Genomic DNA, 22162 nt, shown 5'->3' on the forward strand with positions numbered 1-22162 from the left:
CGGAGCCTTCCCGCCCATCAGGTCATGGACCAGGACACACTCGCCTGGATCGCCAGAAACCGACCCCAAGCCTCAGCCGCGCCGCCCACCCTGCCACATCCGCCGCTCATGCTGGTACCGGACGTCACCTGGTTCACGGAGCCCCGGCTCGTCGACTCCATCCACGGCATCCGGCACAACGCCCGAGTCTCTCTGCTCGCCGGTCTGCTCGCCCAGGAGTACGGACTCGACCGCGATCACACTGCAGCTCTGTGCGCCGCCGCAGCGGTCCACGACTGCCGGCGGTGCGACGACCGCGACGATCCCGGACACGGCCGACGGGCAGCACTCTGGTTCACCCGCAACCAACCTGCCGTGGCCACCATGCTCGGCCGCGAACTCCCGCCCGATCTCTCCCCGCAGGCAGCCGCCGCGATCGGCCTCCACGACGTCCCGTACGCGGACTTCACCTCGCAGCAGAACCTCGCCTACCAGCGGGCGCCCCACTTGATCGACCTGCTGAAGGCAGCCGACTGCCTGGACCGCTACCGGCTCCCTCTCGCCCTCTGGTGGCCCGACCCGTCCCACCTACGCATCGTCATCCCCGCATGGCTCCATCCCGTCGCCTTCGACCTGGTCATCCGAAGCGAACAGGCCCGGCTCGACGGCGCCACCAACCACGGCGCACTCATCCACGCCAGCCAGATCCTCAACCCCCGGCAGTAGGAGGCCGTCCATGCACCACGAGTGGGACAACGCCCACACCGACCACACCAGCAGCGTTACACGGCCCGGCCCCTCCGGCCTCGCCGAGAACGAAGCCGACTGGCGCCACCACCTCGAACACGGGACGCCCAACGGCTGGCTCCTGAGCGGCAACGCCATGACCAAGACGCTGGCCACTGGCCGCCCCATCCACCTGATGCACACCACCGTGGCCCTGCACGCGATCCGAGCCAGCGGACACCTGTACGCCTCCACCGGCTGCCTGGTCGCGGCCCTCTACTGCGCTCCCCTCACCCCCGAGCCCGCCGGCCTGCGACCCCACAACTTGGGCACCTACCTGCTGGAGACCAAGAAGCACACCCGCACCCTGGTCTTCGAGATCACCCCCGACGCTCCTGTGCCGCCCAAGGGGATCGACTACCTCCGACTGGGCGCCATCCACCTACGGACCTACCTCACCCACCGCAGCTTCCTCACCGAGCCCGAAGACACCCAGCTCCGCCGAGCAGTACTGAACCGACTCCGTGCAGCGGCGCCCTTCCTCGACACGCTCCTGGCCAACGCCGCCGGCAAGCAGACGCCGGAAGCCGATTTCATCGACTGGCTCGCCGACACAGTGCCGGCCGTGCCGTTCCTCGGCTACCTCTACTTCGAGGTGCTGTCCGAGTACCTGGTGCTCCACTCCGCGACCCCCGAGACCGAGGCGTACGCCCAGCTCGGAGAGATGAACAACCGCCTCTACAAGCGGCTGGCCTTCTCCGCGGTGCAAGGCATGGACCAGCTCTTCGACCTGTCCCGCTTCAACCCGGGACACGAACGCCTCCTCCGACTCGTCGGGCAGATCGAGGCCAACCTGGCCTCCAAGGTGGCCCGCTACACCAGGCAGCGGCTGTCACACCTGTTCGCCACTGTGGCGCTCGCGCCAGGCCAGGATGCGGCGTCATTCACCTTCCGCGACGCGGACTTCGACACCGTCGCAGTGACCGCACCACACCTGCTGGGCCAGCTCATCTTCCGTGAGATGCGCATCGTCCACCGCTACCCCCAGCTCTACCTCGCCTTCGAGCAGGCCAAGGCCCTTGAGGCTTGGACGTACTGGAATGCCGAAGGCATCCCGACCCCGTTCAACGGCACGATCCCCAAGGGTGAGATCGGCATCAACACGGCCTACCCACGAGCCCGCTACACGGTATGGACCGCGGAGACCTGCGAACGCGGGCTGCTGCACCCGATGGAGCGGCTCAACGTCACCTTTCTCCCCCGCCTCGCCGAGCTGTCCATGACCGCCATGCGGAGAGACGAGACAGGCAAGGCCTCAGGACACCTTCCCTTCGGCAGGGTGGCAGCGCTGGCCGGGGCACAGTCCGACAATGAGGCCCCGGGCCCCACGCGTGGTCCGAACCCGGCCCCACCCGAACCGATTTCGGCCAGTTCTTCTCCTTCTCTGAACGCGTGTGGAGCACCTTCGAGGAGGCCATCACTCGGCTCGGCCTCGACGGCCTCCTCACCGAAACAGACCACCGGTAACACTGCCGCCGCACCCTGATCCGACCGCACTGCCTCAGTCGGCGATCCCCGCGGGACGGCAGGCCCGCCCGGCTGCGGGTCAGCGGAAGGCCGGGGCCGTCCGGGTGGCCCAGGAGGCGAAGGTGCGGGGCGGGCGGCCGAGGATGTGTTCGACGGCGGGGCTCACCTCCTGCTCGGCGGGCAGCGGCCGGCCGAGGATGGCGAGGGTGCCGTCCACCACCGGTTCGGGCATGAAGGCCAGCATCTGCGCGCGGGCCTCGGCGCGGGTCTGCTCGACGAACCGCACCGGGCTTCCCAGCGCCTCGCCGATCGCCTCGGCCCGCTGGCGCGGGCTGACGGCGGCGGGTCCGGTCAGGTCGTACGTCCGGCCGGTGTGGCCGCCTCCGCGCAGGACCGCCGCCGCGACCTCGGCGACGTCCGCGGGGTCGACGGTCGGCAAGGCGACGTCGCCGAAGGGCGCGGCCGCCGTCCGCTGCTCGCGGATCGGCCCGGTCCAGGCGAAGGCGTTGGAGTTCAGGCCCCCGGAGCGCAGGACGGTCCAGTCCAGGGCGGAGCGGCGTACCGCCTCCTCGAACGCGACCGGGTGGCGGTAGACCTCGGGCCTGGTCCCGGCGCCCTGCGAGGAGAGCAGGACGACCCGGCGCACGCCGCCCGCCGCGGCGAGGTCGAGGATGCCCTGCGGGTCCTCGCCGGCGACCAGCAGGAACAGCGCGTCGGCGCCGTCCAGCGCCGGGCGCAGGCTCGGCGGGTCGGCGAGGTCGGCCGCCACGTGCCGGACACCGTCGGGCAGCGGAGCCGGACGGCGGGAGACCGCGGTCACCTGTTCGCCGGCCTCGGTGAGGATCCGGACCAGTTCCTGGCCGACGTTCCCGGTCGCACCCGTCACAACGATCATGAGAAACCCCCGCGGGTCGGCAGCTGAGCTGGCAGCTGAATTGGCAGTTGAAATGGCAACTGAGTTGGTGAGTGAGCGAGTCGGCACACTAGTGAGTTAGTTGGCTGACTTGGTTGAGACCCTAGCCGCTCCCCGGGGCGCACGTCTACAGTCAGTCAGGTGACTCACTCAAAAACTGCCCGGCGTTCCTCGGGCAAGCGGGAGCGGCTGGCGGCCGCCGCCGCCCAGGTCCTGCACGAGCAGGGCGTCGAACAGACCACGCTCGCCGACATCGCCCGGGCCGCCGACGTGCCGGTCGGCAACGTCTACTACTACTTCAAGACCAAGAACGAGCTGGTCGAGGCGGCGATCGACGCCCACGCACAGAGCCTCGCCGCCCTGATCGGCGCACTCGACGCCCTCGAGACCCCGCAGGACCGGCTGAAGGCACTGCTCAACGGATGGATCGAGCAGCGCGAACTCACCGCCCGCCACGGCTGTCCGACCGGTTCACTCGCCTCGGAGCTCGACAAGCGCGCGGACGGCCTCGACCAGGCCGTCGCCAAGGTGATCGGGGCGCTCATCGACTGGGCCGAGCAGCAGTTCCGGGCGATGGGACGCGAGGACGCCCGCGAACTCGCGGTCGCGCTGGTCGCCGCGTACCAGGGGATCTCGCTGCTCACCAACACCCTGCGCGACCCCGAGCTGATGGCCGTCGAGGGCCGCCGGCTGGAGCGCTGGATCGACTCGCTCACCTGACGGTCCGCCACAGCCGGCCCGGAACAGGCCGGGACGGCTCGGGGCGGGCCGCGGCAGCCCTCGTCGCCGGGTCCGACTCACCCCTGCGGGCGAACGTCCCGGCCCGGGGCCGCGCGCTGTAGCAGGCTCTCCGCTGGCGCCTCGTCCCGATCGTCCCGGTCGTCACGGCGGCGGTCGGTGACGGCGCCGCCCGGACGACTTCTGACTTCTGTGGAGGCTGGCATGGCGAACGTCCCGGACGACCTCAAGTACAGCAAGGACCACGAGTGGGTGCGCTCGATGGGCAAGAGTCAGGTGCAGGTCGGCATCACCGACCACGCGCAGCGCCAGCTCGGCGACATCGTCTACGTCGAGCTGCCCAAGTCGGGTGACCGGCTGGAGCAGAACGAGCCGTTCGGCAGTGTGGAGTCGGTCAAGTCGGTGTCCGAGATCTTCATGCCGGTGACGGGCAAGATCTCCGCGATCAACGAGAGCCTCCACGACGAGCACGAGCAGGTCAACACCGACCCCTATGGCGACGGCTGGCTGATCCAGGTCGAGATGTCCGACCCGAAGGAGCTCGACGGGCTGCTCACCGCCGCCCAGTACCGGGACTTCGTCATGCAGGAGTCCTAGCGCAGGCTCCCGGGCGTCCGCCGAGCGGAGCCCGGCGCGGCCCGGGCCCCGCGCCCGCTACATGCAGGGGTTGCCGCGGGTCAGCCCGTACCGGGCGCCGACCAGGTAGGTGCCGGGCGCGGCGGCGTGCAGCACGGTCCACTCGCCGGACTCGGCGAGGCAGCCGCGGTCGCCGCCGCGCGCGCCCTCGATGCCGAGCCACGGTGACCACGGGATGCGCAGCAGGACCGGGCCGGCCCGCGGGACCTCGACGGTGAGGGTGGCGGGCCCGGCCCGGCGGACCGTTGCAGGCGGTTCGGCCAGCGGCACGCCGTCGGTGACCCGGAACAGCCGCCAGCCTTCGTCGTGCCAGATCTCGTTCAGCCAGGGTGGTCCGGCGGCGACGATCCCGGCCTCGTCGACGGCCGCGTCATCGGGCGCGGCGGCGGGCAGGACGACGTAGCCGACGCCCCAGTTGCGCAGCCAGGCGTGGTACGCGTCCGCGGTGAGGGGGCGGTCCTGGTAGAAGACCGGGTTGCGGGCCACGTCGGCCTGCCGGTTCCAGCCGCGGGCCAGGTTGACGTACGGGGCGAGGCCGGAGGCCTCCTGGTGGGAGCGGAGCGGGACGACCTCGATCCGGCCGCGGTCGGCGCCGATCCGGCGCAGTTCGCCGAGCAGGGGTGCGGTGGAGCGGGCCGCCCGGGCGGAGGGCACGGTGGTGATCAGGTCGCCGATCGGCTTGCCGACCTGCCAGGCGGCGACCGCCAGGAAGGCCACCAGCAGGATGGTTCGGCGGCGCCCGGCCACCGGCAGGATGGTCCGGCGCCCCCCGGCCACCAGCAGGGCGGCCTGGCGGCGCCCGCGCGGGGTGGCTTCGAGGAGTGCGGCGAGCAGCACCGTCCCGGCGAACAGCAGCGACAGCCGTTCCACGTTGCTGCCGACCGGCGAGGGCACCGCCCAGGTGAGGGCCACCCCGGCCGCGTACACCGCCGCGCCGCGGCGCACCGTGCGCCACCTGGCCGGGACCAGGGCGGCGACGGCGACGGCGGACGCGGTGACGGGGAAGGCGAGCCACCAGTCGAAGGGCTGGATGCCGTGGAACGGGAAGACCAGCGCGGTGCCGCCGACCACCAGCACCGGGCCCACCATGAGGGTGAGCGCCTCACGGTGACGTCCGGGGCCTGTCCGGGTCAGCGCCAGGGCGGCCGCGGCCACGCACAGGAACAGCCCGGCGACGGGGCTGCTCATGGTGGCGAGCACGGCGAGCAGGAAGGCAGCGGCGGGACGCGGGGTCCCGGCCAGGAAGGGCCCGGCGCACGGCCGGGGGCGGGCCGGGCGGGCGGGCGGCAGGACCGCGCCGAGCGCCGCGAGGCCGAAGGCGACGCCGACCGCGAAGGTGACCCGCCCGGAGGCGATGTTGGCGCACAACGCGACGGCGGTCCACAGCGCCGGCGCCATCGGGCGGCGCAGCGGCGCGCGCACCAGCAGACCGGCGGCCAGCGCCGCCGACACCGTCCCGGCCAGCACGCCGGTGGTCCGGACCCCGAGCCAGCCCATCAGGTACGGCGCGATGAGGCTGTACGAGGCGGGGTGCATGCCGCCGTACCAGGAGAGGTTGTACGCGGCGTCCGGGTAGCGGCTGGTGAACTCCGTCCAGGCGTACTGGGCGGCGAGGTCCCCCGCGTCGGCGGCGAGGAACAGCGCCCACAGCCCGAGCAGGGCGGCGGCCAGCAGGGCCGCGGCGGCCACCGGCCGGCCGCGCGAGGAGCGCAGGAATCGCGGGGAGCGCCGGGCGGGTGAGGGGCGCCCGGTGGCGGCCCGGGGAGCCGTCTCCCAGGTGGTCATCGGATCTCTCTCGCGGCGGCGGACGGTGACAGGACCAGTGGACACCGCGGGAGCGGGCGGTCCCCGGCCGGACACACCGCGCCGTCCCCCGGAACGCCGCCGCCGGTACCGCCGGGCGGCACGCGGGCACCCGGCTCAGCCCGGCCCGGCCCGGCCCCAGCTCGGCCCGGCTCAGTCCGGCTCAGCCCGGTTCGGGCAGGGCAGGCAGGGTGGGCAGGACGGGCAGTTCGCCGGGCGGCCCGGCCGGGTCCAGTACGGCGAAGGGGGCGCCGTGCGGGTCGATCAGCGCGGCGAACCGGCCGAAGGGGCTGTCCAGCGGGCCGAAGACCGTCCGTCCGCCGCGTTCCAGGGTGGCCGCGACGGCCGCGTCGCAGTCCCGGACGGTGAAGTACACGCCGATGTACGGCGGCAGGCCGGGCGGGAACTCGTCCGTCATCGCCAGCCGTCCCAGCACCGGCTCGCCGTCGAGGTCGAAGACCTTGAAGTCGAGTCCGCCGTCCTCCATCCGGCGCACGCCGTACGGGAACACCGCCGGGAAGAAGGCATCGGAGGCCGCGGGATCGCGGGTGTACACCTCGGCCCAGGAGAAGCCGCCGGGCTCGCCGCGCCACTCGACGTCCGCGGGGCCGCCGGTCTGCCGGACCCCGAACGGCACCCCGCCCGGGTCCGACGCCAGCAGCACCGTACCGGGCCGGCCGGCCTCGGCCGGCCCGGTCAGCACCCGGCCGCCGGCCGCGCGGATCCGCCGCGCGGTGGCTCCGGCGTCGGGCGAGGCGAAGGACAGGCACCAGGCCGAGCGGCCCTCCTGACCGGGCGGCGGGGGGACGAGGTCCGCCACCGCCCTGCCGTCCGCGTACGCCCGGGCGCCGCCGCCGGACTCCGGCGGGCGCTGGACGAAGGTCCAGCCCAGTACGTCCCCGTAGAAGCACTGCGCGGCCGCCTGATCGGCGAACCTCCCGTCGACCCAGCACGGCCTGCCCTCGGCGGGGCCTTCCACCGCGGGCCCGCTCACGGCGGGCCCGGCCTCCACCGGTGTGCCCTCGGACGGTGTGTCCCCGGGTTGCCCTGGCACGGCGTCGACTCCTCTCTGCGGTCCGGGCATCTCTGCGATCCGGGCGTCTCCGCGGTCCGGGCAGTGTCGGGGCCCGGGCGGTCAGCCCATGGTCTTCGCGCCGTCCAGGGACTCACGGATGATGTCGGCGTGACCGGCGTGCTGGGAGGTCTCCGCGATGATGTGCAGCAGCACCCGGCGCACCGACCAGCTGGCGCCCGGCTCGAACCACGGGGCCTCCGGGAGCGGGTGCGCCTGGTCGAGGTCGGGCAGGGTGACGACCAGCTCGTCGGTCTCCCGGGCCACCCGCTCGTACGCGTCCAGCAGGCCGTCCAGCGTCTCGCCGGGGAGCATCCGGAACTGGCCCGCCCAGTCGATCGGTTCGCTGCGCATCGCCTCGGCGCCGCCGGTCGCGAACCGCATCCAACGGGCCTCCACCCCGGCGACGTGCTTGATCAGTCCGCCCAGGCACAGCTCGCTCACCGTGGTGCGCAGCGCCGCCTGCTCGTCGCTGAGGCCGCGGACGGTGTGCCGCAGGAAGCCGCGGTGCTTGGCGAGGGTCTCCAGCAGGTCGGCGCGCTCGCCGCCGGCGGGGTTCTGATGAGGTGTCATGACGTGCCTGCCTCCCGGGTCCGTCCGGCTCTCACCGGCGCTTTTCCACCCTTCCACAGCCTCGCGTCCGGGCCGGGAAGGCGCCTCCGCGGGAGGGGAACTGACGGTGTTGCAGGGCCGTGACAGGCGGCATACAGATCAAAGACGCGCGCTTGCCAGACTTCTCTCATCACACGGAGCAGCGACAGGTCGAACGGGCGTCCAACGCCCAGGGAATGACGGCGCGGCTCGATCGGTGACACTCCACCACCGCCGTCAGTACCGTTCCGGGGGGAACCGTCTCATGTCTGCTCGCACCCGCATGCGCAACCGCTCCGCCGTCGCCATCGCCCTCGCCGTCACCGCCGGGGTGGCGCTGCTGACCGCCTGCGACCCCGAGCCCGCCTCGGGCTCCGCCGCTCGCGGCGCCTCGGCGAGCGCCGCCACCACCGGCCCGGCGACGCCGACCGCGGCCCCGGCCACCTCGGCCCCGACCTCTGCCCCGGCCTCGGCCTCCGCCTCGGCCACACCGACCACGGCTCCGACCCCGTCCGCCACCGTCAGCCCCTCGGCGCCCAAGCCTGCCGGGACGACGCCCACCGCCGCCGCGGTCAACGGCACCGCCGGGAACGGACTGACCATCAGCAACGGAACCCAGTACGTGCTGATGAACGGCGTGTCGGTGAACTTCGGCACCGTCGTCCGGGACCTCGCGTGGTCCCCGGACGGCAGCAAGGCGGCCTTCGTGAACGGCTCCGGCGACCTGGTGGTCTCCGGCCCGGACGGCAGCGGCCGCATCGTGGTCGCCAAGAACCCCGGCGGCGAGACCTGGTCCCACCCGACCTGGCAGGTCGCCGCCGCCGACGACCTGAGCCGCATCCCCGCCAAGAACAACATCATCTTCGCCGCGGTCAAGGGAGGAGTCTCCCGGCTGGAGCGGGTCGGTGCCACCACCCCGGGCGGCACCCCCGAGCAGCTCGGGCTGGGCACCCCGGCGGACCCGGACGTGAAGCCGCTCCCGCAGACCGGTAACACCTGGCCGAACGGCGGCGGCGAGGCCGGCTCCTCGGTGTACGCCAACCCCGACACCGGCGAGGTGTACATCCGCGACGACTACCTGCGCCAGCAGGGCGGCCCGATCGGCACGGGGTCCCAGCCGGCCCTGTCGCCCGACGGCAAGGAGACCGTCTTCGTCCGGTCGGTCGGCGGTCACGACCACATCTTCGAGTGGACCGGCTCGGGCACGAGCGCCAAGGACCTCACCCCGAACGCCACCACCGACTACACCGAGCCCGCGTTCTCCCCCGACGGCCGGACCATCGCCGTCCGCACGCCCGGTGGCATCGCCACCCTCCCGGCCCACGGCGGCGCGGCCCCGGTCCAGGTCTCCACCTACCCGGGCCTGCCCGCGTACCGCGCCGGCAAGCACTGACCCGGGGACCCGCCGGGCGGGTCAGGCCGGGCGGGTCAGGCACGGCAGGTCAGGCACGGCGGGTCAGGCAGGGCGGGTCAGGCCGGGCGGGTCAGGCGGGGCGGCGGGCCAGTTCGGCCCGCAGCTCGGCGAGGTGGGTGTCGGCCGTGTCGTGCGGCAGGTACTCGACCAGGTCCAGGAAGCGGAACAGCACCTTGTCCGGGGTGACCGCGTACTCGTAGTCGCCGAAGCCGACCACCGCGCCGCTCCCGCCGCGGGCGGTGCCGCGCACCACGTGCGCGGTCAGCTCGTCCGTGCCGTCGGCCGACAGGCTGCGGCGGGCGTTCGGGCGGGCCAGGTAGGGGCAGACCATCGAGGCGTACAGCATGCACGCGCGGTGGCCGGGGCCCTCCAGGGTCGGCGCGAGGTTCCGGTACGGGCGGCCGGCCGCCAGGGCCTCGGCGATGGCCGCGCTCTCGGTGGCGCCGACCACCCGCCAGACCGGGCCGCGGGGCATCAGCGTGTTGCACACCGAGCACAGCCGTCCGCGGGCGCAGTCGGCGCTGCGCCCGTGGTCGGTGAGCGCGAACTGCGGGAGGCCGTCCTCCCAGGGCGTGATCGCGGGAACGGGGTAGCCGCGGCCGTCGTGAGGCCTGGCCTCGACCTGCGGGGGCTTGGGAACACTGTCGAAACGCACGCACCCTTGCCTACCAGCCCCGACGGCTCCCCCACATCCCCCGCCGGGCCGAAAATGCCCGGCGGCGGCCGGCGCGCCGCGGTTAGCATGCGGTGGCATGACGCATCTGCCTCGTCTTCCCGACGTCCCCGAGCAGCCCTCCCTCGACGGGCTCGAAGAGAAGTGGTCGCGGCGCTGGGACGAGTCGGGCGTATACCGCTTCGACCGGTCCAGGACCAGGGACCAGGTCTTCTCGATCGACACCCCGCCGCCGACCGTCAGCGGTTCGCTCCACGTCGGCCACGTCTTCTCCTACACCCACACCGACGCCGTCGCCCGCTACCAGCGGATGCGCGGCCGCGCGGTCTTCTATCCGATGGGGTGGGACGACAACGGCCTGCCCACCGAGCGCCGGGTGCAGAACTTCTTCGGCGTCCGGTGCGACCCCTCGCTTCCGTACGACCCGCACTTCGTCCCGCCCGGCGAGCCCGGCAAGCCCGGCAAGCCCGGCCGGGAGCAGGTCCCGGTCTCCCGGCGGAACTTCACCGAGCTGTGCGAGCGGCTCACCGCCACCGACGAGACGGCCTTCGAGGAGCTCTGGCAGCGCATGGGGCTGTCGGTCGACTGGACGATGACGTACCGGACCGTCGGCGCCCCGGCCCGCGCCGCCTCGCAGCGGGCGTTCCTGCGCAACCTGGCCCGCGGTGAGGCGTACCCGGCCGAGGCGCCGACCCTGTGGGACGTCACCTTCGGGACCGCCGTCGCCCAGGCCGAGCTGGAGGACCGCGAACGGCCGGGGGCCTACCACCGGCTGCTGTTCGCCCGGCCGGACGGCGCGCCGCCGCTGGAGATCGACACCACCCGGCCCGAACTGCTGCCGGCCTGCGTCGCCCTGGTCGCGCACCCCGACGACGCCCGCTACCGGCCGCTGTTCGGCACCCGGGTGCGGACCCCGCTGTTCGGCGCCGAGGTCCCGGTCCTCGCGCACCGGCTCGCCGATCCGGCGAAGGGCACCGGCATCGCCATGGTCTGCACCTTCGGCGACACCACCGACGTGGTCTGGTGGCGCGAACTGCGGCTGGACACCCGCCCGGTGCTCGGCCGCGACGGCCGGCTCGCCGCCGAGCCGCCGGCCGCCCTGGACTCCGGACCCGCCCGCACCGCCTACGCCCACCTGGCCGGCGCGACCGTGCACACCGCCCGGGAGCGGATCGTCGCGCTGCTCCGCGACAGCGGCGAACTGGTCGGCGAACCACGGCAGATCAGCCACCCGGTCAAGTTCTACGAGAAGGGCGACCGGCCGCTGGAGATCGTCACCACCCGCCAGTGGTACCTGCGCAACGGCGGCCGCGACGAGCGGCTGCGCGCCGAACTCCTCGCCCGCGGCAGCGAACTGTCCTGGCACCCGCCGCACATGAAGGTCCGCTACGACAGCTGGGCAGAGGGCCTGAACGGTGACTGGCTGGTCAGCCGGCAGCGGTACTTCGGCGTCCCGATCCCGGTCTGGTACCCGCTCGACGCCGACGGGAACCCGGACCACGGGCGGCCGTTGACCCCGCCGGAGTCGGCGCTGCCGGTCGACCCGAGCAGCGACACCCCCGCCGGGTACGAGCCCGCGCAGCGGGACCGCCCGGGCGGTTTCACCGCCGACCCGGACGTCATGGACACCTGGGCGACGTCCTCGCTGACCCCGCAGATCGCGGCCGGTTGGGAGCGCGACGAGGACCTGTTCGCCCGGGTCTTCCCGATGGACCTGCGCCCGCAGGCGCACGAGATCATCCGGACCTGGCTGTTCTCCTCGGTGGTCCGCGCGCACAGCGAGCACGGGGTGCTGCCGTGGCGGCACGCCGCGATCTCCGGCTGGATCCTGGACCCTGACCGCAAGAAGATGTCGAAGTCGGTCGGCAACGTCGTCACCCCCACCGACCTGCTGGTGCGGCACGGCTCGGACGCCGTCCGGTACTGGGCGGCCAGCGGGCGGCCGGGGACCGACACCGCCTTCGACGTCGGCCGGATGAAGATCGGCCGCCGGCTGGCGGTCAAGGTGCTCAACGCCAGCCGGTTCGTCCTCGGCCTCGGGGCCGCCGGCGGCCCGGCGCAGATCACCGAACCGCTGGACGCCGCGCTGCTGGCCGAACTCGCCGCCACCGTCGAGGCCGCCACCGCGGCCTTCGAGGAGTTCGACTACGCCCGGGCGCTGGAGGGGGCCGAGCAGTTCTTCTGGCACTTCTGCGACGACTACCTCGAACTGGTCAAGTCCCGGGCGTACGGCGAGCAGGGCGACCGGGCGGCGGACTCGGCCAGGGCCGCGCTCGCCCTCGCGCTGTCGGTGCAGCTGCGGCTGTTCGCGCCGTTCCTGCCGTTCGCCACCGAGGAGGTCTGGTCCTGGTGGCAGGAGGGCTCGGTGCACCGGGCCGAGTGGCCGCGGGCCGAGGAGCTGCGCGAGGTCGCCGGGCCGGCCGACCGCGCGGTGCTGGCCACCGCCGCGCAGGCCATCGCCGGGGTGCGCAAGGCCAAGTCGCAGGCGCAGCTGTCGATGCGGGCCGAGGTGGCGCTGGCCGTGGTCACCGGGCCGCGCCCGGCGCTGGACCGGCTCACGCTCGCCCTCGGCGACGTCCGCGCGGCCGGCCGGATCGAGGAGCTGCGCACGGTGCCCGGCGAGGATCCGCAGCTGGCCGTCACGGTCAGCTTCTGACGGCCCGGCCTCCGGGCGTCCACCGGGCTCCGGGCGTCCACCGGGGCCCGGCGGACGCTCAGCCGGCCGTGCCGCGCGGCACCACGAACTCGGTCAGCAGCGCGCTGCCCGGCCCGAGCTGTGCCCAGGTGCCGGGCAGTGCCAGCACGGCGGCGGCCGCCGTCGGGTACTTCTCCCGGACCCGGGTGGAAGGTTCGTCGGTCCGCTCGACCGCGAGCAGCAGCACCAGGTCCTGGACGGCCGGCCGGTGGCCGACCAGCAGCACGGTGCGGCGCTCCTCCGGGACCTTGCGCACCACGTCGAGCAGGTCCTCGGCGTCGGCCCGGTACGCCCGGGGGTCGTACACCACCTCGGGTTCGGCATCCAGTTCGGCGGCGGCCAGCTCCCAGGTCTCCCGGGTGCGGCGGGCGGGCGAGCAGATCACCAGGTCGGGGGCGCGGCCGCAGTCCCGCAGCCAGCGGCCGGCCGCGGGGGCGTCGATCCGCCCCTTCTCGGCGAGCGGGCGCTCGTGGTCCGGCACGTCCGGCCAGGCGGCCTTGGCGTGCCGTAGGACGATCAGCCGGGCGGGGTGGGCAGCAGCCGTCATGAGGCCAAGTGTGCGCCTTCGGCGGGCCGGACGGGAGTTCACGCGCCGAACCGACGCTCGGCGTTCGGCCCGTCCCGCACCCGCCCGGGGTCCGGAGCACCCCGGGACACCCCGGGACACCCCGGGACACCCCGTCGGCCGCCCCCGCCCGGGCCCGTCCATCGGCACCCGGCACCAGGCACCCCGTACCCGCCGGGCGGTCGGCTGCGCGGTCGGCCCGGGCGGTCGGCCCGCGCGGTCGGCCTAGTGGTCCGGGGTGTCGGCGAGGGGTGCGGCGGCCGTGGGTGTCCGGTCGGCCCGGTAACCGGCCGTCGCGAGGGCGGCCGCCAGCAGCACCACCACGGCGACCACCCGCAGCCCAGTACCCATCCCCGCGGTGAACCGGTCGGCCGCCGGCCCGGGGCCGCCGGCCCGGGCGGCCAGCAGGGTGCCGACCACGGCGACGCCGAGTGCCGCTCCGGCCTCCCGCGCCGCGGTGTTCAGCCCGGCGCCCAACCCGGCTCGGCCGGGCGGGAGTTCGGACACCACCCCGTACGCGAGGGCGGGTGCGGACAGCCCCATGCCCGCGGAGAGCACCAGCAGGTGGACGGCGTAGAGCGGGTACGGAGTACCGGCGTCGGCGGTGGAGACGCCGAGCAGTCCGATCCCGATCAGCAGCAGCCCGCCGCCGATCAGCGGCCGCGGTCCGTACCGGGCCTGGATCCGGACCGCGGCCCGGGGCGCCAGCGCCATGCCGACGGTGAGCGGCACGATCGCCAGGCCGGTGAGCGCCGCCGAGTAGCCCTTGACGTACTGCAGGTACTGAGAGTTGACGTAGAAGAGCGCGAACAGGCCGAAGAAGCTCGCGGCGGAGCCGAGGGCCGCCGAGCGCAGCCGCCGGTTGCCGAACAGCCGCGGGTCGACCAGCGGGTGCCGGGCGCGCAGCGCGTACCCGGTGAAGGCGGCCAGCAGCAGGGTGCCGGCGGCGAAGGCGGTCAGTACCTGCGCCGAGGCCCAGCCGCGCGAAGGGCCCTCGATGATGCCGTACAGCACGGCGGCCAGGCCGCCGGTGAGCAGGGCGGAGCCGGTGGCGTCGGGTGTGGCCGGGTGCCGGGGCACGGCGGGGACGACGGTGGCGACGGCCGTTGCGAGCAGGGCGGCCAGCGGGAGCATCGCCCAGAACAGCGCCTGCCAGGGCAGGTACTGGGCGACCAGGCCGCCGCCGACGTTGCCCGCCAGCCCGCCGAGGCCGAGGGCGAGGGTCCAGGACGCGAGCGCCCGCGCCCGGTGGGCGGGGCCGGCCAGCTGGACCAGGATCGACATGGTGGCGGGCATGATCAGGGCCGCTCCGGCACCGGAGACCGCGCGGCCGGCGATCAGGACGGCGGGCCCGTCGGCGAGCGCGCTGAGGGCCGCGCCGGCCGCGAACAGTGCGAGGCCGGCCAGCAGCGCGCCGCGCCGCCCGTGCCGGTCGCCGAGGGCCCCGGCCGGGATGAGCAGTCCGGCGAAGACGATCACGTAGGCGTCGACCGCCCAGATCAGCTGGTCGGCACTCAGGCCGAGCCCTGCGGAGGCGAGCTGCGGGACCATCAGGTTGATCGCGGCGACCATGCTCTGGGCGACCAGGACGCACGCGCCGACGGCGAGCAGGACCGGCCGCCGCAGTCCCGGCGCGGCTTCCGGCTCCGGCATGGCTTCGGGTCCGCGTGCGGCCTCGGGCTCCGGCGCGGCTTCGGGTCCGGGTGCGGCCTCGGGCTCCGGCGCGGCTTCGGGTCCGGGTGCGGCCTCGGGCTCCGGCGCGGCTTCGGGCTCTGGTGTACGGGCTGTTGCGGGCGTGCGGGCAGGCGTCGGCAAGGCTCCCCCTGAAGCTGGCGTGGATGACGGGATGTCTGCCACGGTAGGGCTGCTCGGTCCTGTCATCCAGTGCAAGTTTCACAAGAGAGGAATGCACGTGACGCATTCCGGCCTCGACCTCAATCTGCTGGTCGCGCTCGACCTGCTGCTGGAGGAGGGCAGTGTGTCCGGCGCGGCCGCCCGGATGCACCTGTCCGAGCCCGCGATGAGCCGCACCCTGGGGCGGATCCGCAAGGCGCTGGGCGATCCGGTGCTGGTCCGCGCGGGCCGCGGACTGGTGCCGACCCCGCACGCGCTGGCCATCCGGGCCGAGGTCCGGGCGGTGGTGGAGCGGGCCCAGGGGCTGTTCACGGCGGCCGGTCAGGTCGATCCGGCGACCCTCACCCGCACCTTCACCGTGCTGGCGCACGACGCGTTCGCCGCCGCCTTCGGCCCCGCGCTGTTCGCCCGGGCCGCGGCCGAGGCGCCCGGGGTGCGGCTGCGGTTCCTCGCCGAGAGCCACCGGGACGGCCCGGCCCTGCGGGAGGGGGTGGCGGACCTGGAGGCGGGGGTGATCGACACCACCTCGCCCGAGGTCCGGGTCGAGCACGTCTTCGAGGACCGGATGCTGGCGGTGGTCCGCCCCGGCCACCCGCTGCTGTCCGGCGGACCGGTCACCGCCGGGCGGTTCGCCGCCGCGCACCACCTGAGCGTCTCGCGGCGCGGGCGCCTGCACGGGCCGGTCGACACCGCGCTGGCGGGGCTCGGCCTGGCCAGGACGGTGGTGGGCAGCGCGCCCACCTTCCCGGCCGCGCTGTTCACGGTGCGCGGCAGCGACCTGGTGGGCCTGGTGGCGGCCCGGGCCCGCGGCCTGGCCGACGCGCTGGGCCTGGTCACCTTCGAGATCCCGCTCGACCTTCCGGTGATGCCGTTCGGCCTGGCCTGGCACCCGCGCCACCAGGCCGACCCGGCGCACGCCTGGCTGCGTGGCTGCGTCCGCGAGCTGATGGCGTCCGGACCGTCCTGAGCCCCGGGCGCGGGCGCGCGTGTTGTGCGCCGGGCCCGGCGGGCCGAGCTGCAAGCATGTGAGTCCCGACCTGATCGGAGCCGTCCCGCCATGGCCGTGAAACTTCGACTCGCCCAGCAGCCCGAGGCCGACGAACTGCTCGGCCGCAGTCCGCTCGCCGCGCTGGTCGGCATGCTGCTGGACCAGCAGGTACCGATGGAGCACGCCTTCACCGGCCCCCGGACGCTGGCCGACCGGCTGGGCGCGGACGACCTGGACGCGCACCGGATCGCCGCCGCCGACCCGGAGGAGTTCGCGGCGCTGTTCGCCGAGAAGCCGGCCGTGCACCGCTACCCGGGGTCGATGGCCAAGCGGGTGCAGCAGCTCTGCGCGTACCTGGTGGAGCACTACGACGGCGACGCGGAGGCGGTCTGGCGGGACGCGCCGGACGGCCGGGAGCTGCTGGCCAGGCTCACCGCGCTGCCGGGGTTCGGCAAGCAGAAGTCGCAGATCTTCCTCGCCCTGCTGGGCAAGCAGTTCGGGGTCCGCCCGCAGGGCTGGCGGCAGGCGGCCGGCCCGTACGGCGAGGAGGGCGGTTTCCGCTCGGTCGCGGACATCACCGGCCCGGAGTCGCTGGCCAAGGTGCGGGCCTACAAGCAGGAGGCGAAGCGGGCCGCCAAGGCCGCCGCGGTCACGGACCGGGGCTGACCCGGCGGTAGCCGTAGCGCGGTTTGATCCGCAGGTTGAGGTACCTGCCGTGGCTCTCGGCGGCCAGCAGCGCCGCGTACTCCTCGGGCGGGACCCCGAGGTAGCGGTAGACCGCTCCGGCGAGGGTCGCGACCTCCAGCTCCCGCACGGCCGCGTCGTACCCGGCCGAGCCGAGCCAGGACGACTCCAGCGGCACCCGCTCCATGCCCCCACCCTGACCGGCCCGCCGCCCGGCCGCCACCGAGGGCGGCCTGTCGGGCGCCACCGCGGGCGGGAAAACGGGGCGACAGCCGCCCCGGACGGTGGCTAGCGTGCGAACCATGCACGCACTGTCCGAGACCGAGATCCGCGACTCCTTCGTCAACTGTTCCAAGGGCGAGGCCCGCCGCCTCAACCTGCCCCGCCAGCTGGCCGAAGTCCCGTGGGCCGACCTCGACTTCCTCGGCTGGCGGGACCCGGGCGCGCCCGACCGCGGGTACCTGGTGGCCGAGCGCGACGGCGGCCCGGTCGGGCTGACCCTGCGGGTGCCCTCGGTCCGCCGCTCGCTGACCCGGACCAACATCTGCAACCTGTGCATCAGCACGCACGCCGGCTCCGGCGTCGCCCTGCTGACCGCCCGCCGTGCGGGCGCGGCCGGCCGCGAGGGCAACACGGTCGGCACCTACCTCTGCGCCGACCTGGCCTGCTCGCTGTACGTCCGCGGGAAGAAGAAGTCCGCGCTGGTCAGCCGCCCCGAGGAGTCGCTGACCCTGGACGAGCAGATCGCCCGCACGGTCGCCAACCTGGACGCCTTCCTGACCCAGGTACTGGCCTGAGCGGGCGGGTACCGGCCTGAGCAGGCGGGTGCCGGCCGCGGCCGGGACCCGCCCGCCGGTCCTCAGCCCGCCTGGTACTCGACCGTGAGCAGCGCCCGGCCGACCGCGTGGAACGCCAGGTTGAAGCCGACGGCCGCGGCCGGCGTGTCCGGCTTCAGGTCCAGAGTGGGGACGTCCAGCGCGTGCACCGCGAAGACGTAGCGGTGGGCCGGTCCGGGCGGCGGCGCGGCGCCGTCGTACTGGTGGCCGGGGAAGTCGTTGCGGACGTGGAACGAGGCGCCGCCCGGCAGGTCGCCGTCGGAGGAGCCGGCGCCGCGCGCGAGTTCGGTGGTGTCGGCGGGCAGGTTGAGCGCCAGCCAGTGCCACCAGCCGCTGCCGGTGGGCGCGTCCGGGTCGAAGCAGGTGACGGCGAAGCCCCGGGTGCCCTCCGGGAAGCCGGACCAGCTCAGCTGCGGCGAGAGGTTCCCGCCGCCGTGCACGTGCGCGTCGGGCATGGTGGCGCCGTCCACCAGGTCGGTGCTGGTCAGCTCGAAGGACGGCACCTTCGGCAGGAAGTCGTACGGAAGCGGCGGACGGACCGTCATGGGGCGTCCCTCTCCTGGGCGTCGGGTCGGTTGCTTGCCGGGGCAGTCTATGGATCCGGCGGCGGCTCAGGACCCGAACCGCTCCAGGACCTCGCGGCCGAGTCGGCTGTCCGCGCGGCCGAGGTCCAGCGGCAGGTCGAAGTGGTTGCGCCCGGCCGCCGTGAAGGCGTGCACCGGGACCCCGGCGGCCCGTACCGAGGCGGTGAACTCCTCGTGCTGGCGGCCGAATTCGGCGGTCTCGTGCTCGCCGACCGCGATCAGCAGCGGCGGCAGCCCGGCCTGCGGGAGGTACAGCGGGCTGTTGCGGCGGGCCGCCGCCGCGTCCAGGCCGAGCGGCTCGTTGACGTAGCTGAGCGAGATCGGCTCCAGGTCGTAGATCCCGCTGAGCAGCACCGCGCCCGCCACCCGGCGGCCGCCCGGGGCGGGCTCGGGGTCGAGCAGCGCCATCGCGGCCAGGTGTGCACCCGCCGAGCTGCCGCTGAGGTACACCCGTTGCGGGTCCACCCCGAGCTGTTCGGCGTCGGCCAGCAGCCGGCGCACCGCCCGGCGGACCTGCGCGACGATCGCGTCCAGCGGCCACGCCGGCGCCAGCCCGTAGCCGATCGCGGCGAACGCGGTGCCCCGGGCGGTGAAGTCCGGCGCGGCGAACACCGAGTCGGCCTTGTCCAGCTCCTGCCAGTAGCCGCCGTGCACGAAGACGTGCAGCGGGGCGGCGGGTCCGGCGGCGGGTCCGGCAGCGGGGAAGAAGTCCAGCACCTCGGGCGCCTGGCTGCCGTACCGCACCTCCCGGTGGCCGGGGAGCGCGGCGTACGCGGCGGCGCTGCCCTCGGTGTACGCGGCCAGCTCGGCGCCGAGGTCGGCCACGCAGCTGCTGGGCGAGTACTCGCGGTCCAGCTCGCGCTGGTCGAACTGCCGGTAGACGGGTGACATCGGCGCTCCCCCTGCCATCAGGTATAGACCAATAACGGACGCCCCGGATAGCGTGGGCATCCCGCGTACCGCCCTGCTCCGGAGCCGCCCCATGGAGTCGTCCGTCCTCGCCTTCGCCACCGACCTGCTGGACGAGGGGCCCGACGCCTTCTTCGGCAACCTTACCGACCGGGCCGGCGTCGGCGGGGTGACCCTGGCCTCCGTCTACCACGAGGCCCGGGACGTCTTCCCGCACAACCCGCGCCGGGTCGTCCAGTACCTGGAACCGGGCGCCGCCTACTTCCGGCCCGACCCGTCCCGCTGGGCCGGCCGGCGGCTCACCCCCGTCGCCTCCACCGCGATCGGCGACCGCGACCCCTTCGCCGAGGCCGCCGAGCAGGCGCACCGCCGCGGCCTGAAGCTGCACGCCTGGACGGTCTTCTGCCACAACGACCGGCTCGGCTTCCAGTACCCGGACTGCTCCCCCGCCAACGCCTTCGGCGACCGCTCCCGCACCGAGCTGTGCCCCGCCAACCCGGAGGTCCGCGCGTACGCCACCACGCTGGTCGGCGAGCTCGCCCGGTACGGCGTGGACGCTATCCGCGCCGAGTCGCTGCACTTCCACGGCCTGCGCCACGGCTACCACCACGAGCGCTACTTCGAGGACCTCGGCCCGGCCGCCGAGGCCCTGCTCGGCATCTGCTTCTGCGACCACTGCCGGGCCGCCGCGACCGCCGCGGACGTCCCCGCCGACGAGGTCCGCCGGGCCGTCGGGGACGAGATCCGGGCCCGCCTCACCGACGAGCGCCGGGCCGCCGAACCGGCCGCCCTCGACGCCCTTGCCGACGGCACGGTCGCCGCCTACCTGGACGCCGCCACCCTCACCGTCACCTCGCTCGCCGCCGAGGTCGCCGAGGCCGCCGCGCAGCACGGCATGCGGCTCACCTTCATGGACGGCGCCGGGCCCGGCAAGGGCTGGCTCTCCGGCATCGACCTCCCGGCGCTCGCCGAGGCCGCCCACCAGATCGAGACGCTCGGCTACGCGCGCACCCCCGAGGAGGTCAGGGAGAAGGTCGCCGCCTTCGCCCTGCACGGGGTGCGGCCCGAGGAGATGGCCGTCATCCTGCGCCCGATGGCCTCCGACTGCGACGGGCCCGCCAACCTGGCCGCGAAGATCGACATGCTGCGCGCGTTCGGCGTCCCGGAGGTCGAGTTCTACCACTACGGCCTGATGCGGCTGTCCTCCCTGGACCGGATCGGCGAGGCCCTGCGCTGACCGGCCCGCCGGCCACTGCCGCCACCGCCGTCACCGCTGCTCCCGCCTACCGCCGGCGCCGCGAGGTCCCGAACAGGCTGCGGCTGATCTCCCGGCCGAGCTGGGTGCCGGCCGAGCGGGCGAAGGACTTCACGGCCGGGTTGCTCAGCAGACTGCCGAGCAGCCCGCCCTGCTCCTGCGGCGGCCGCTCCGCGCGCTGCTCCTGCCTCCCGCGCTGCGGCGCGGCCTCGGGCCCGGGCTCCGCCGGGACGGGCGCGGCGGCCTGCTGCGCGCGCGCCGCCAGCCGCTCGTACGCCGACTCCCGGTCGATCGCGTCCCGGTAACGGGCCGCCAGCGGCGAGGCGTCCACCGCCGCCGCCAGCTGCTCCGGCGGCACCGGCCCCATCAGCGACTGCGGCGCCCGCAGCCGGGTCGCCGCGACCGGCGTCGGCGCGCCCTTCTCGGAGAGCACCGTCACCACCGCCTCGCCGGTGCCCAGCTGGGTGAGCACCTCGGCCAGGTCGTAGCCGGAGCGGGGGAAGGTCGAGACGGTGGCCTTCAGCGCCTTGGCGTCGTCCGGGGTGAAGGCCCGCAGCGCGTGCTGCACCCGGTTGCCGAGCTGGGCCAGCACGTCGCCCGGCACGTCCTTGGGGGTCTGGGTCACGAAGAAGATCCCCACCCCCTTCGACCGGATCAGCCGGACCGTCTGGGTGATCGCTTCCAGGAACGCCTTCGAGGCGCCCTTGAACAGCAGGTGCGCCTCGTCGAAGAAGAACACCAGCTTCGGCCGGTCCAGGTCGCCGACCTCGGGCAGCTCCTGGTACAGGTCGGCGAGCAGCCACATCAGGAAGGTGGAGAACAGCCGCGGCCGGTCCTGCACCGCCGGCAGCTCCAGCACCGACACCACGCCGCGCCCGTCGGCGGTGCGCAGCAGCTCCGCCGTGTCGAACTCCGGCTCGCCGAAGAAGGTCCCGGCGCCCTCGTTCTCCAGCACGGTCAGGGCCCGCAGGATGACCCCGGCGGTCGCCGCCGACAGGCCGCCGATCCCCTTCAGTTCCGCCTTGCCCTCGGGCGAGGTGAGGAAGGTGATCACCGCCGTCAGGTCCTTGAGGTCGTAGAGCTCGAGCCCGTGGCGGTCCGCGTAGTGGAAGACCAGGCCGAGCGAGGACTCCTGGGTCTCGTTCAGCTCCAGCACCTTGGCCAGCAGCAGCGGCCCGAAGCTGGTCACCGTCGCGCGCAGCGGGATGCCGGCGCCCTGCCCGCCGAGGGCGTAGAACTCGGCGGGGCAGCCCTGCGGGGTCCAGCTCTGGCCGACCTCGCCCGCCCGCGCGGTGACCCGGTCGCCCGGGGTGCCGGGCGCCGAGATCCCGGAGACGTCCCCTTTGACGTCGGCGAGGAAGACCGGCACGCCCTGGGCCGAGAGCTGCTCGGCGATCAGCTGCAGGGTCTTGGTCTTGCCGGTGCCGGTCGCACCGGCCACCAGGCCGTGCCGGTTCAGCACCCCGAGCGGGATCCGCACCTGCGCCTGCGGGTAGGCGTCGGGGCCCTGCAGCACGGCGCCGAGTTCGAGCGCCGGGCCGGTGAAGGCGTAGCCGGCGGCGATCTCCCGGACGGCCTCGGGGAGGGCGGCCGCCGCGCCGGGGCCGGCGGCGGGAGCGGCATCGGGGGCTGCGTCCGGGGCTGCGTCGGGCGAAGGCCGGTCGGCGGTCATGGGGCTGGCTCCCAACGCGGGCGAGGTGTCGTGAGACACCATGAGGTG

General features: G+C 74.4%; 21 protein-coding genes. 10 read left to right on the forward strand and 11 right to left on the reverse strand.

The genetic code is table 11. From position 1 onward, the window contains the following. The first annotated feature begins 108 nt into the window (after window positions 1–108). Both AC2TEW_RS00540 and AC2TEW_RS00545 read left to right on the forward strand, forming a co-directional pair. On the forward strand, window positions 109–705 hold the full coding sequence (locus tag AC2TEW_RS00540; protein WP_484621261.1) for a hypothetical protein: 597 nt from the start codon (window positions 109–111) through the stop codon (window positions 703–705). 10 nt (window positions 706–715) lie between these two features. Further along, the gene (locus AC2TEW_RS00545) at window positions 716–2251 is read left to right on the forward strand and encodes a hypothetical protein (protein WP_484621262.1); all 1536 of its coding nucleotides are present in this window, start codon (window positions 716–718) and stop codon (window positions 2249–2251) included. Window positions 2252–2311: 60 nt separating this feature from the next. On the opposite strand, the gene AC2TEW_RS00550 is transcribed toward AC2TEW_RS00545, so the two are convergent. Beyond that, the gene (locus AC2TEW_RS00550) at window positions 2312–3127 is read right to left on the reverse strand and encodes an NAD(P)H-binding protein (RefSeq protein ID WP_484621263.1); all 816 of its coding nucleotides are present in this window, start codon (window positions 3125–3127) and stop codon (window positions 2312–2314) included. A 159-nt stretch (window positions 3128–3286) separates the two neighbouring features. Here AC2TEW_RS00550 and AC2TEW_RS00555 point away from each other — a divergent pair, with 159 nt between their 5' ends. Both AC2TEW_RS00555 and gcvH read left to right on the forward strand, forming a co-directional pair. Beyond that, complete coding sequence (locus tag AC2TEW_RS00555; RefSeq protein ID WP_484621264.1) at window positions 3287–3865, forward strand: TetR/AcrR family transcriptional regulator; 579 nt, start codon at window positions 3287–3289, stop codon at window positions 3863–3865. 222 nt (window positions 3866–4087) lie between these two features. After that, on the forward strand, window positions 4088–4480 hold the full coding sequence (gene gcvH / locus AC2TEW_RS00560; RefSeq protein ID WP_484621265.1) for a glycine cleavage system protein GcvH: 393 nt from the start codon (window positions 4088–4090) through the stop codon (window positions 4478–4480). Window positions 4481–4537: 57 nt separating this feature from the next. Here gcvH and AC2TEW_RS00565 read toward each other — a convergent pair whose 3' ends face one another. The 3 genes from AC2TEW_RS00565 to AC2TEW_RS00575 form a co-directional block, all read right to left on the reverse strand. Then, window positions 4538–6304: a DUF8823 domain-containing protein gene (locus AC2TEW_RS00565; RefSeq protein WP_484621266.1), complete on the reverse strand. Its 1767-nt coding sequence runs from the start codon at window positions 6302–6304 to the stop codon at window positions 4538–4540. Between the two features lie 181 nt (window positions 6305–6485). Beyond that, window positions 6486–7301 (reverse strand): VOC family protein, encoded by an 816-nt coding sequence (locus AC2TEW_RS00570; RefSeq protein ID WP_484621621.1) that lies wholly within the window; start codon window positions 7299–7301, stop codon window positions 6486–6488. Window positions 7302–7457: 156 nt separating this feature from the next. Further along, window positions 7458–7967 carry a DinB family protein gene (locus AC2TEW_RS00575; RefSeq protein WP_484621267.1) on the reverse strand — a complete coding sequence of 170 codons (510 nt, stop codon included), beginning with the start codon at window positions 7965–7967 and terminating at the stop codon, window positions 7458–7460. Between the two features lie 283 nt (window positions 7968–8250). On the opposite strand from AC2TEW_RS00575, the gene AC2TEW_RS00580 reads away from it, so the two are divergent. Next, window positions 8251–9378: a TolB family protein gene (locus AC2TEW_RS00580; RefSeq protein WP_484621268.1), complete on the forward strand. Its 1128-nt coding sequence runs from the start codon at window positions 8251–8253 to the stop codon at window positions 9376–9378. Between the two features lie 91 nt (window positions 9379–9469). On the opposite strand, the gene AC2TEW_RS00585 is transcribed toward AC2TEW_RS00580, so the two are convergent. After that, window positions 9470–10054 carry a hypothetical protein gene (locus tag AC2TEW_RS00585; RefSeq protein ID WP_484621269.1) on the reverse strand — a complete coding sequence of 195 codons (585 nt, stop codon included), beginning with the start codon at window positions 10052–10054 and terminating at the stop codon, window positions 9470–9472. Between the two features lie 97 nt (window positions 10055–10151). On the opposite strand from AC2TEW_RS00585, the gene valS reads away from it, so the two are divergent. Beyond that, window positions 10152–12728: a valine--tRNA ligase gene (gene valS, locus AC2TEW_RS00590; protein ID WP_484621270.1), complete on the forward strand. Its 2577-nt coding sequence runs from the start codon at window positions 10152–10154 to the stop codon at window positions 12726–12728. Window positions 12729–12786: 58 nt separating this feature from the next. On the opposite strand, the gene AC2TEW_RS00595 is transcribed toward valS, so the two are convergent. Further along, window positions 12787–13314 (reverse strand): SixA phosphatase family protein, encoded by a 528-nt coding sequence (locus tag AC2TEW_RS00595; RefSeq protein WP_484621271.1) that lies wholly within the window; start codon window positions 13312–13314, stop codon window positions 12787–12789. A 243-nt stretch (window positions 13315–13557) separates the two neighbouring features. Then, window positions 13558–14985, reverse strand: a complete 1428-nt coding sequence (locus tag AC2TEW_RS00600; RefSeq protein WP_484621272.1) for an MFS transporter — start codon at window positions 14983–14985, stop codon at window positions 13558–13560. A gap of 253 nt (window positions 14986–15238) precedes the next feature. Between AC2TEW_RS00600 and AC2TEW_RS00605 the strand changes: the two genes are divergently transcribed. After that, complete coding sequence (locus tag AC2TEW_RS00605; RefSeq protein WP_484621273.1) at window positions 15239–16153, forward strand: LysR family transcriptional regulator; 915 nt, start codon at window positions 15239–15241, stop codon at window positions 16151–16153. 90 nt (window positions 16154–16243) lie between these two features. After that, window positions 16244–16840 (forward strand): HhH-GPD-type base excision DNA repair protein, encoded by a 597-nt coding sequence (locus tag AC2TEW_RS00610; RefSeq protein ID WP_484621274.1) that lies wholly within the window; start codon window positions 16244–16246, stop codon window positions 16838–16840. On the opposite strand, the gene AC2TEW_RS00615 is transcribed toward AC2TEW_RS00610, so the two are convergent. Continuing rightward, window positions 16824–17045, reverse strand: coding sequence for a KTSC domain-containing protein (locus AC2TEW_RS00615; RefSeq protein ID WP_484621275.1), 222 nt, complete (start codon window positions 17043–17045; stop codon window positions 16824–16826). The genes AC2TEW_RS00610 and AC2TEW_RS00615 overlap by 17 nt on opposite strands. Before the next feature lie 115 nt (window positions 17046–17160). On the opposite strand from AC2TEW_RS00615, the gene AC2TEW_RS00620 reads away from it, so the two are divergent. Continuing rightward, on the forward strand, window positions 17161–17655 hold the full coding sequence (locus AC2TEW_RS00620; RefSeq protein ID WP_033818236.1) for an FBP domain-containing protein: 495 nt from the start codon (window positions 17161–17163) through the stop codon (window positions 17653–17655). Window positions 17656–17717: 62 nt separating this feature from the next. Here AC2TEW_RS00620 and AC2TEW_RS00625 read toward each other — a convergent pair whose 3' ends face one another. Both AC2TEW_RS00625 and AC2TEW_RS00630 read right to left on the reverse strand, forming a co-directional pair. Then, the gene (locus AC2TEW_RS00625) at window positions 17718–18239 is read right to left on the reverse strand and encodes a YbhB/YbcL family Raf kinase inhibitor-like protein (RefSeq protein ID WP_484621276.1); all 522 of its coding nucleotides are present in this window, start codon (window positions 18237–18239) and stop codon (window positions 17718–17720) included. Between the two features lie 66 nt (window positions 18240–18305). Beyond that, a complete protein-coding gene (locus AC2TEW_RS00630; RefSeq protein WP_484621277.1) occupies window positions 18306–19169 on the reverse strand; it encodes an alpha/beta hydrolase in 864 nt (287 codons plus the stop codon). A gap of 91 nt (window positions 19170–19260) precedes the next feature. Here AC2TEW_RS00630 and AC2TEW_RS00635 point away from each other — a divergent pair, with 91 nt between their 5' ends. Beyond that, complete coding sequence (locus AC2TEW_RS00635; protein WP_484621278.1) at window positions 19261–20424, forward strand: hypothetical protein; 1164 nt, start codon at window positions 19261–19263, stop codon at window positions 20422–20424. 46 nt (window positions 20425–20470) lie between these two features. Here the strand turns inward: AC2TEW_RS00635 and AC2TEW_RS00640 are convergent, their stop codons facing one another. Then, on the reverse strand, window positions 20471–22114 hold the full coding sequence (locus AC2TEW_RS00640) for a helicase HerA-like domain-containing protein (RefSeq protein ID WP_484621279.1): 1644 nt from the start codon (window positions 22112–22114) through the stop codon (window positions 20471–20473). Window positions 22115–22162: the final 48 nt, after the last annotated feature.

It is taken from the genome of Kitasatospora sp. NEAU-CNBT7 (assembly GCF_057220535.1).